Below are 6,526 nucleotides of genomic sequence, written 5' to 3' on the forward strand. Positions count from 1 at the left end.
GGGTCAGTCCCCCCGGCCGGGACGCGGCGCGACGACGACGGCGAGCGTGCCGGGACCGACGTGGGCGCCGACCACCGGGCCGAGCTCCACCAGCATCGGTTCGGGCGCGCCGGGCAGCCGCTCGTGCAGCCGCCGGGCCAGCTCGGTCGCGCGGTCCGGCGCGTCGATGTGGTGCACCGCCAGCTCCACGCAGGCGTCGCCACCGGCTGCCTCCGCTGCGCCGAGCGCGAGGTCCTCCATCCGGGCCACGGCCCGCGCCGAGGTCCGCACCTTCTCGGCGAGCTCGATGTGCCCGTCCTCCAGCGTCAGCAGCGGCTTGATCGCCAGGGCCGAGCCGAGCAGCGCCGAGGCCTTGCCGATCCGCCCGCCGCGGTGCAGGTGCTCGAGGGTGTCCACGCAGAACCACACCTTCGTCGCCCCGGCCCGCGAGCGGGCGACCCCCGCCACGGACCTGGCACCCTCCCCCCGCTCGGCTGCCGCGGCCGCCGCCAGCACGGCATACCCCATGGCCAGGCCCATCGAACGGGAGTCGACCACCTCGACCGGCACCGGCGCGTGCCGGGCCGCCAGCATGGCCGAGTCGAAGGTCCCGGACATGTCGGCGCTGATGTGCACCGACACGATCTCGTCCGCACCCGCCTCGGCCGCCGCCTCGTAGGCCTCGAGGAAGGCGGTGGGCGTGGGCCGCGAGGTCGACACCCGGCGGTGCGCGCGCAGCGCCGCCGCCACCTGCCCGGGGTCGACGTCGACGCCCTCGTCCAGCTCGGTCCCGTCCAGCACGACGTGCAGCGGCACCACCCGGATGCCGTGGCGCGCCACCACCTCGGCCGGCAGGTATGCCGTGGAGTCGGTGACGATCGCGACGTTCACGCGCGCAGGCTACCGGCTGGGGTCGGCGCAGGCGCCGGTTGCCACACCCGCGCGGCCCGCCCCGGGTCCCAGGCCCGGTCAAGGACCTTGGCCCATGTCAGGCCCTTCGGCGCTGTCAGAGGTTGGGGGTGTGGGACCAGAGCCCCCGGACCAGGGGCCGTGCCGTCCGGGCGGGCCGAGCGCGCACCGTCCAGGTGCGCAGAACGGGAGCAGATCATGCAGGCAGCACTGGTGGTGACGTGGACGCACCCGATCGCCGGGCGCGAGCAGAAGTCGCTGGACTACGCCCAGGAGGTGCAGACCTTCTGGAGCAAGCAGGCCAGTGAGGGCAGGTGCAGCGAGCCCCAGCTGTTCTTCTCCGAGCGGGGAACCGGACTGTGGGTCGTCACCGGGGAACGCGAGACGCTCATGCAGATCCACGACTCGGACGAGGCGCGGCTGCTGACGCTGAAGGGCGAGCTGCTCCTCGAGTCGTTCAGCGCGGACATCGTCTACGCCGGGGACAGTGCGGCGGACTACCTGATGCGCTACAGCAGCGCGTTGGCCACCCTCGGCTGATCCGGCGCACACACCCACATCGACGAAACCCACACCACCGACCGCGGTGGTGTGGGTTTCGTCGACCTCGTGGGCGGATCTCAGCCCGCGACGATGTTGACCAGCTGCGGCGCCCGCACGATCACCTTGCGCACCGTCTTGCCGGCGATCGAGGCCTGGACCTTCTCGCTGGCCAGGGCGGCGGCCTCCAGGTCGGCGGGGCTGATGTCGGCCGCCACCTCGAGGCGGTCGCGCACCTTGCCCTGGACCTGCACGACGCAGGTGACCGTGTCGTCGACCAGCAGGGCCGGGTCTGCGACGGGGAACGACTCGAAGGTGATGGTCTCGTCGTGGCCCAGCCGGCGCCACAGCTCCTCGGCGATGTGCGGGGCGATCGGCGACACCATCTTGACGATGGTCTCGGCCGCCTCCCGCGGCACCGCGTCGAGCTTGGTCAGCGCGTTGTTCAGCTCGATCAGCCGGGCGATCGCGGTGTTGAAGCCCAGCGTCGGGTAGTCCTTCGCGACCGCGTCGATGGTCTTGTGCATCACGCGCAGCGTGTCCGCGTCGACCGGCTCGTCGACGACCCGGACCTCGCCGGTCTCCTCGTCGACCACGTTGCGCCACAGGCGCTGCAGGAACCGCTGGGCGCCCACGACGGCGCGCGTCTCCCACGGCTTGGAGAGCTCCAGCGGGCCCATCGACATCTCGTAGACGCGCAGGGTGTCGGCGCCGTACGCGTCGTACATCTCGTCGGGGCTCACGACGTTCTTGAGCGACTTGCCGATCTTGCCGTACTCGCGCGTGACCGGCTGGCCCTGCCAGGTGAACTGCGGGTGGTGCGGGTCGCTGTCCTCGACCTCCTCGACCTCGGCGGCCGGGACCGGCTGGCCGCGGCCGTCGCGGTAGGCGAACGCCTGGATGTAGCCCTGCGAGAAGTACTTCCGGAACGGCTCCTCGCTGCTGACGTGGCCCAGGTCGAACAGCACCTTGTGCCAGAAGCGGGCGTAGAGCAGGTGCAGCACCGCGTGCTCGACCCCGCCGATGTACAGGTCGACGCCACCGGGGTCGCGGACCTCCGCCGGGGCACCCTCGACCGGGGTCAGGTGCTTGCCCATCCAGTAGCGCTCGTTCTCCGGGTCGACGAACGCCTCGTCGTTGGCCGGGTCGAGGTAGCGCAGGTAGTACCAGCACGAACCGGCCCAGTTGGGCATGGTGTTGGTCTCGCGGCGGTAGCGGCGAACGCCACGACCGTCACCCAGGTCCAGCTCGACGTTGACCCACTCGGTCGCGCGGGACAGCGGCGCCTCCGGGCTGGAGGAGTCGTCGTCGGGGTCGAAGGTCTTGGGTGAGTAGTCCGGCACGTCGGGCAGCTCGACCGGCAGCATCGACTCGGGCACGGCATGGGCGACCCCGTCCTCGTCGAACAGGATCGGGAACGGCTCACCCCAGTAGCGCTGCCGGCTGAACAGCCAGTCGCGCAGCTTGTAGTTGACCGTGCCCTCGCCCAGGCCCTTGGCGGAGAGCCACTCGATGATGGCCGCCTTGGCCTCGACGACGCCCATCCCGTCGAGCGAGATCTCGTCGTTGGCCGAGTTGATCGCCGGTCCCTCGCCGGTGAACGCGGTCGACTCGTCGTGACCCTCACTCGGCTGGACGGTGCGCACGATGGGCAGGTCGAACGCGGTCGCGTAGTCCCAGTCGCGCTGGTCCTGCCCCGGCACCGCCATGATCGCGCCGGTGCCATAGCCCATGAGCACGTAGTCGGCCACGAAGACCGGGATCCGTTGCCCGTTCACGGGATTGGTCGCCCAGGCGCCGGTGAAGACGCCGGTCTTGTCCTTGCCCTCGGTCTGCCGCTCCACCTCGGACTTGCGCGAGGCAGACCGCTGGTATGCCGCGACCGCGGCTGCGGGGGTCGCCTCGCCGCCCGTCCACGCCGGGTTTGTCTCCGAGGGCCAGCCGCCTTGCGGGACAAGGGTTTCCAGCAGCGGGTGCTCGGGCGCGAGCACCATGAAGGTGGCCCCGAACAGCGTGTCCGGCCGGGTGGTGAACACCTCGATCGTGGCGTCGTGACCGACCACGGGGAAGCGCACGCGGGCACCCTGGCTGCGCCCGATCCAGTTGCGCTGCATCAGCTTGACCTTCTCGGGCCACTCGACCCGGTCCAGGTCGTCCGCCAGCCGGTCGGCATACGCGGTGATCCGCATCATCCACTGGCGCAGGTTGGTCTTGAAGACCGGGAAGTTGCCGCGCTCGGAGCGACCGTCGTTGGTGACCTCCTCGTTGGACAGCACCGTGCCCAGGCCCGGCGCCCAGTTGACCGGCGCCTGGGAGGAGTAGGCCAGCCGGAACCCGTCGAGGACCTCGGCCCGCTCCGCCTCGGTCAGCGCCGACCAGTCACGCCCGTCGGGCGTCGCGCGGCGGCCGCTCGAGAGCTCCTCGACCAGCTCGCGGATCGGGCGCGCCTTGCCCCGGCCGCCGTCCTCGCGGACCGCGTCGACGTCGTACCAGGAGTCCCAGATCTGCAGGAAGATCCACTGGGTCCACTTGTAGTACTCGGGGTCGATCGTCGCGATCGCGCGACGGTCGTCGTGGGCCAGCCCCAGCCGCCGCAGCTGGCGCTTCATGACGACCATGTTCTCCTCGGTCGTCTTGCGCGGGTGCTGCCCGGTCTGCACGGCGAACTGCTCCGCCGGCAGGCCGAACGCGTCGTAGCCCAGGCAGTGCAGGACGTTCTTGCCGGTCATCCGGTGGTAGCGGGCGAAGACGTCGGTGGCGATGTAGCCGAGCGGGTGGCCGATGTGCAGGCCGGCGCCCGACGGGTAGGGGAACATGTCGAGCACCAGGAGCTTCTCGCGGCCGGCGACGCCCTCGGGGTCGGCCCACGGGCCCGCGGGGTTGGGCGCGTGGAAGGTGCCCTCGCTCTCCCACCGGTCCTGCCAGGCCAGCTCGATCTTCTCGGCCAGCTCGGCGGTGTAGCGGTACGGCGTGTCGTTCATCGTCGTGTCCTCGCGTCTCGTGGTTGCGTGCGTGCTCGTCCCCCGCGTCGGACCCGCGACACAAGAAAACCCCTCACACAGGAGGGGTTGCCGCGTTGACGTCCGATCCGTTCAACGCGGCTGGCTAAGAAGCAGCACGCCGGCCATGGCCCAAGGTTAGCGCAGGCCACGAGGGGGCAGCCGCGCGGTTCAGGGTCTGGCAAAGTGCCCCGCGCGGCCGGGAGCCGCGCCCTACCGTCGACGTCGGATGTCGGTCGGCAGGGAGGCAGGGGAATGGGTCAGCGACGACGACGGGTCTGGGTGCTGGTGGCCCTGGTGCTCACGGTCGCCTCGGCCGTGCTGGCCGGACCGGCCGCGACGGCGCAGGCGCAGATCGACGTGCCGTGGTTCAAGGCCGGCGCCGTCTACCGCGGCAACTTCCCCGACCCGGACGTGGTGCGCTTCGGCCACACCTGGTACGCCTACGCCACCAACACCGGCGGCGCCTACGTGCCGGTGATGACCTCCACGGACCTGCGCACCTGGGTGGCCCGGCCGGCATACAACCCGGGGGCCTCGATCAGCACCGACCCGTGGTTCAACGACGCCCTGCCCCGCGTCGCCCCGTGGGCCGCCCGCAGCGGGCCCGGCAAGTGGGACACCAACGCCTGGGCGCCGACGGTGCGCTGGACCGGCGGCCACTACGTCATGGCGTACGTCGCCCCGCGCAGCCTCTCGCCGTACAAGCAGTGCATCTCGGTGGCGACGTCGGCCTCGCCACTGGGCCCGTTCACCGACACGACGCGGGCCCCGCTGGTGTGCTCGAGCGACCCGCGCGGCTCGATCGACCCGGCCCTCTACCTCGACGCGCGCGGCACCCCGTTCCTGGTGTGGAAGAACGAGGGCGTCCCCGGCTGCTGCCCCACGCGCCTGTGGTCCCGCCAGCTCGCCCCGGGCGGCACGGCGTTCGCCCCCGGGTCGCTGCCGCACAACCTGCTCACGACCGCGCAGAAGTGGGAGGGCAACCTCATCGAGGGCCCCTCGCTGGTGGGGTATGCCGGGCGGCTGTACCTGTTCTACTCGGCCAACAACTGGTCCAGCCCCGCCTACGCCACCGGCTACGCGATCTGCGCCTCGGCACTGGGCCCGTGCACCCGACCGACGACGAGCCCGCTGCTCGCCTCCGGCTCCGGCATCAACGGCCCCGGCGGCCCGACGGGCTTCGTCGACCTCGCCGGCCACCTGCGCCTGGGCTACGCCGCCTGGAACGCCCCGTGGAGCAGCTACCAGTCCTACCCCGCCTGCACGACCACCAGGACCTGCGGCCAGGCCCAGCGGTTCTTCCACGTGGCGACGCTGACCGCGGACAGCAGGGGCCTGTTGCACGTCGCCAGCCGCGGCTGACCTGACCGCGCAGGGTCAGGCTCGCCTCAGGTCAGCGTCACCGCAGCGCGCCGAGGACCATGAGCACCTGCCCCACGTGGTAGGTCACCATGACCAGCACCCGGCTGCCCGGGCGCGGCCGCACGAACCGGTCCAGCGCCAGCACCGTGTCGGACACGACGAACACCACCGCGCCCAGCGCGACCATCGGGCGGCCGGTCCCCCACGCGGTCACCGTCATCGCCGCGATGACGAGCATGTATGCCGCGACGGCACCTCCCAGCGTCCGGTCCTGCCGCATGGCGGACACGAGGATGCGCCGCCCGGCGGTGGCCAGGTTCAGGATGACCACGGCCAGGCCGCCGAGCGCCCAGCCGCCGTGGAAGCCGAGGGAGACGAACGCGGCGACGTAGACGAGGTGGCCGAGCAGGAACGCGCCCAGGCCGCCGAGGAAGCGGGGCTCGCTGTCACCGAGGAGGGCGACGTCGCCGACGCCGCCCAGGGCGATCGCCGCCAGCAGCCAGCGGCCTGTGCCGGTGGCGCCGGCGCCCAGCGCGAGCGCCAGCGCCGCGAGCAGGACCATGACCAGCGGCTTGGCGACCGCTTCGACGCGGCGGTGGTCACGGCATACGGCGTGCCAGTCCAGCAGGGCGGTGGCGGCGAGCGCGACGGCGAGGGCGGGGACCACGGCGGCAGCGTGCCAGAGCCCGGCGGTCCGAACGCGCCCGCGTGACCAAGGCCTCAGGCGACGGCGT

At 72.0% G+C, this 6,526-nt stretch carries 5 protein-coding genes; 2 read left to right on the top strand and 3 right to left on the bottom strand.

The features are described from left to right. Window positions 1-3: 3 nt before the first annotated feature. Window positions 4-870, bottom strand: a complete 867-nt coding sequence (locus VF825_RS19125) for a DegV family protein (RefSeq protein WP_331116392.1) — start codon at window positions 868-870, stop codon at window positions 4-6. Window positions 871-1,086: 216 nt separating this feature from the next. Between VF825_RS19125 and VF825_RS19130 the strand changes: the two genes are divergently transcribed. Next, window positions 1,087-1,428 carry a hypothetical protein gene (locus tag VF825_RS19130; RefSeq protein ID WP_331116394.1) on the top strand — a complete coding sequence of 114 codons (342 nt, stop codon included), beginning with the start codon at window positions 1,087-1,089 and terminating at the stop codon, window positions 1,426-1,428. 80 nt (window positions 1,429-1,508) lie between these two features. Here VF825_RS19130 and leuS read toward each other — a convergent pair whose 3' ends face one another. Beyond that, window positions 1,509-4,409 carry a leucine--tRNA ligase gene (gene leuS, locus VF825_RS19135; RefSeq protein ID WP_331116396.1) on the bottom strand — a complete coding sequence of 967 codons (2,901 nt, stop codon included), beginning with the start codon at window positions 4,407-4,409 and terminating at the stop codon, window positions 1,509-1,511. A 273-nt stretch (window positions 4,410-4,682) separates the two neighbouring features. Between leuS and VF825_RS19140 the strand changes: the two genes are divergently transcribed. Beyond that, window positions 4,683-5,792, top strand: coding sequence for a glycoside hydrolase family 43 protein (locus tag VF825_RS19140; RefSeq protein WP_331116398.1), 1,110 nt, complete (start codon window positions 4,683-4,685; stop codon window positions 5,790-5,792). Window positions 5,793-5,829: 37 nt separating this feature from the next. Here VF825_RS19140 and VF825_RS19145 read toward each other — a convergent pair whose 3' ends face one another. Then, window positions 5,830-6,459 carry a lysoplasmalogenase gene (locus VF825_RS19145; protein WP_331116400.1) on the bottom strand — a complete coding sequence of 210 codons (630 nt, stop codon included), beginning with the start codon at window positions 6,457-6,459 and terminating at the stop codon, window positions 5,830-5,832. Window positions 6,460-6,526 lie beyond the last annotated feature (67 nt).

The sequence above is a fragment of the Oryzihumus sp. genome (assembly GCF_036391795.1).
Lineage (GTDB): Bacteria > Actinomycetota > Actinomycetes > Actinomycetales > Dermatophilaceae > Oryzihumus.

Bases quoted from the DNA above. Each gene is read 5' to 3' on its own strand.
- VF825_RS19130 (WP_331116394.1), top strand. From the start codon at position 1,087: ATGCAGGCAGCACTGGTGGTGACGTGGACGCACCCGATCGCCGGGCGC.
- leuS (WP_331116396.1), bottom strand. From the start codon at position 4,409: ATGAACGACACGCCGTACCGCTACACCGCCGAGCTGGCCGAGAAGATC.
- VF825_RS19140 (WP_331116398.1), top strand. From the start codon at position 4,683: ATGGGTCAGCGACGACGACGGGTCTGGGTGCTGGTGGCCCTGGTGCTC.